General features: G+C 59.4%; 2 protein-coding genes, 1 tRNA gene and 1 pseudogene. 2 read left to right on the forward strand and 2 right to left on the reverse strand.

All coding sequences use genetic code 11. The features are described 5' to 3' along the window. Together ACRESJ_RS24550 and ACRESJ_RS24555 are read left to right on the forward strand one after the other, a co-directional pair. Window positions 1–430 (forward strand): ImmA/IrrE family metallo-endopeptidase (locus ACRESJ_RS24550; RefSeq protein WP_431760215.1); only part of this gene is annotated, 430 nt, incomplete at its 5' end. A gap of 71 nt (window positions 431–501) precedes the next feature. After that, a pseudogene (locus ACRESJ_RS24555) lies at window positions 502–1,440 on the forward strand (recombinase family protein); the annotation flags it as partial. Between the two features lie 483 nt (window positions 1,441–1,923). Here the strand turns inward: ACRESJ_RS24555 and ACRESJ_RS24560 are convergent. Together ACRESJ_RS24560 and ACRESJ_RS24565 are read right to left on the reverse strand one after the other, a co-directional pair. Then, window positions 1,924–2,058 (reverse strand): hypothetical protein, encoded by a 135-nt coding sequence (locus ACRESJ_RS24560; RefSeq protein ID WP_431760216.1) that lies wholly within the window; start codon window positions 2,056–2,058, stop codon window positions 1,924–1,926. Window positions 2,059–2,140: 82 nt separating this feature from the next. Continuing rightward, window positions 2,141–2,216, reverse strand: a tRNA-Ala gene (locus ACRESJ_RS24565). Between the last annotated feature and the right edge of the window lie 53 nt (window positions 2,217–2,269).

The following is a 2,269-nucleotide window of genomic DNA, read 5'->3' on the forward strand; positions in this document are numbered from 1 at the left end:
CGAGTACAGTCGAGGCCGTTGGCACATCGTCATCAACAGCGATGACCACGTCACGCGGCGACGCTTCACCTTGGGCCACGAGTTCAAGCATGTGCTTGATCACCCGTTCATTGACGTGCTCTATCCAGACGCCAAAGGCAAGCCCTCTAGCGAGCGGGCCGAGCGGATCTGCGACTACTTTTCGGCCTGCCTGATCATGCCCCGCACGTGGGTCAAGCGAGCTTGGAGTGACGGAACCTGCGACCAGCAAGCCCTAGCTTCACTCTTTCATGCTTCGGCCCCCGCTATGGCCATACGGCTGGAACGACTTGGCCTGAGCGCCCCCAGGAAGCGATGCGACCAGACGTCTAAGCCGTCCCAACGCTACTGGTGTCGCGGCAAGGTCCTCGCTGCCATAACGACAGAGAAAGGAAGCTGCCCCAAGCCATGAACTATGACTCCAGTGAAGACGTGCAGGTCAAGCGCGCCGTGTACCTCTTGCGGGTGTCCGACCCGAAGCAGATGCACACGGCCACCGACATTGACCCGGAAGGCAACTCCATCCCAACCCAGCGCGCCTGCTGCGATGTCAAGGCCAAAGAGCTCGGTGTAGTCAAGGTCGGCGAGTATGTCGAGCCAGGCTATTCCGGCCAGTCCATGGACAAGCGTCCCATCTTCAAAGAGCTACTCAAACGCGTTACCCAGCAGCACGACGTTGACTACGTTATTATCTACATGCGCTCACGCATCTTCCGAAATTACGTCGAAGCAGCTGTCGTCAAACAGCAGCTCGACAAACTCGGCGTCAAGCTCGTCTCCGCCAAAGAAAACTTCGGCGAGGGCTACATGGCCGAAGCCATGGAAGCTGTCACCGACGTCTTCAACTGGGTCCAAGTCCGCATGAACGGCGAAGACATTAAAACCAAGATGCTCAACAAGGCTAAAAACGGCGGGACCAACGGCCGCGCCAAGCTTGGCTACCAGAACACCACGGTAACCATCGACGGCCACAAGGTCAACACCATCGCCCTCGATGACGAACGCGCCCCCTACGTACGCATGGCCTTCGAACTCTGGGCTACCGGACACTACCCCAACATGGAACAGCTGCAGAGCAAACTCACCGACGCCGGACTCCGCATGCCCACCACGGGCAAGCCCATCTCGATCCAAACCCTGTGGAAGACGCTTCGGGACCGCTACTACATCGGATGTGTGACCTATAAGGGTGTCGAATACCCCAACGGCCGCCACCAACCCCTCATCTCCGAAGAACTGTTTGACCGAGCACAGCGGGTCCTTGATTCACACTCTGGCAGCGGCACCCGGCAACGCACCCACCACCACTACCTCAAAGGCGTAGTGTGGTGCGCCCGCTGCAAACAATGCTTCATGGTCCAGCGCGCCAAAGGCCGACACGGTGGCATCTACTACTACTTTTTCTGCGGTGGCCGCGCCGACAAAACCTGTGACCAACCCTACATACCTGTGGAAGTCATGGAACAAGCCGCCCTAGACCACTACGGCCACGCGGTGTGGCTTCCTGATGAGTTCCGGGCCGAGGTACGTAGCGCCGTAGACGCGGCTGTCGCCACCAACCACAGCCTCACTGACGAGATGCGTGACCAATACACCCAGCGACTGGACAAGCTTGACGCCAAGGAAAGCTACCTCCTTGATCTAGCCTCCGAAGAGGGCTGGCCCAAGGACAGGCTGCGCGAGAAAGTCCAAACCATCCGACAAGAACGCAAGCACATCAAACGCGAACTTGACCAGGCAGAACAGCGTCTTGACACCGGCCGAGCGATCTTTTACCGGGCACTTGAGCTGCTGGATAACCCGAAGGCCATGTACCAACAGAGCAACGAGGCCGTGAGAACCATCCTTAACAAGGCTTTCTTCACCAAGCTCTACGTGGACGGACACAAGATCACCGAGCACGAGCTACGGGAGCCCTTTGACCTCCTCACCGACACCTACCACCTCTACCAGGACCACCGGCAGCACCACCAACAGACACACCACACCTACCGCCGTCAGCGTGCCCCACAGACGCACAGAGCCGCCGTCCCTGGACAAGACGGCGGCTCTGACCTGCGATCATCCCTGACAGGCTCGCTAGCACGGGCTTTATGTGCCCGGGGTTCTAGTAAGGCTGTCATGGTGGAGCTGACGGGATTCGAACCCGTGACCCCCGCACTGCCAGTGCGGTGCGCTACCAGCTGCGCTACAGCCCCTAAGCGATCACCACCGACCCCGCGTGGCGTGTGGCTCACCGTACACGAGGCCT

It is taken from the genome of Pseudomonas sp. (genome assembly GCF_050739655.1).
Lineage (GTDB): Bacteria > Pseudomonadota > Gammaproteobacteria > Pseudomonadales > Pseudomonadaceae > Aquipseudomonas.